The sequence below is a fragment of the Streptomyces xylophagus genome (assembly GCF_000716435.1).
Classification (GTDB): Bacteria; Actinomycetota; Actinomycetes; order Streptomycetales; family Streptomycetaceae; genus Streptomyces; species Streptomyces xylophagus.
In genome coordinates this window covers 1-612 of record NZ_JNWO01000112.1, presented here as the reverse complement: position 1 = coordinate 612, position 612 = coordinate 1, and the positions used below count along the sequence as shown (strand labels likewise).

Here is a 612-nt window from a genome sequence, read left to right as displayed (position 1 = left end):
TTCGCGAAGATCGAGCCTTCGAGGATCACCGCCGCGTCTTTGACCGACGTGCCGAGCGCCTTCGACAGGATGAGCGCTTGGTCGGTCATGATCTGCGAGGTACGCGCCGAGATTTGCCGCTGCGCGAACGCCATCTGCGCGTGAGCTACGTCAATCGGGCTTTCGCCGTAATCGAACGCGCCGCGCCGCTGTTGCGCGAGCAGGCCAGCCATCTCAGACTGGCTATACCCGTAGCCGCTGATCTTCCCGTTCTCGTCGCGCTGGACGCCGACCGCTCGCATGTAGCGATTCTCGCGTTCGAGCGGGATGTAATTCTTGACGGCGTCCGCCGCCTTGTGCAGCGCGTAGCTCGACGCGACCCCCGCAACGATGCCGCCGACCTCACGCCACGCCGCCTTGATGGAGTGGAGATGCGAAAGGTGCTGCCTCGCCTGGGAGTTCGCGTCGACTAGTCCGCGATTGTACTGGTTCAGGCCGGAAGCGTCGAGCTTCATCAGCTCTATTTGCTTCGCGGCCTGCTTCGCCTGGTTGGATAACTGCTTCAGAGGCCCCGACATATTGTCGATCAGGCCGACCACGGCGGCGGTCTGGAAAGTCTGCATGTCGGCTTAC

Annotated in this window: 1 protein-coding gene; it reads right to left on the bottom strand. The window is 62.7% G+C overall.

Translation table 11 applies throughout. The annotated features are described in order from the left end of the window. A partial coding sequence (locus OO70_RS50520) for a hypothetical protein (protein ID WP_043688318.1) occupies positions 1-602 on the bottom strand: 602 nt, incomplete at its 3' end. Positions 603-612 lie beyond the last annotated feature (10 nt).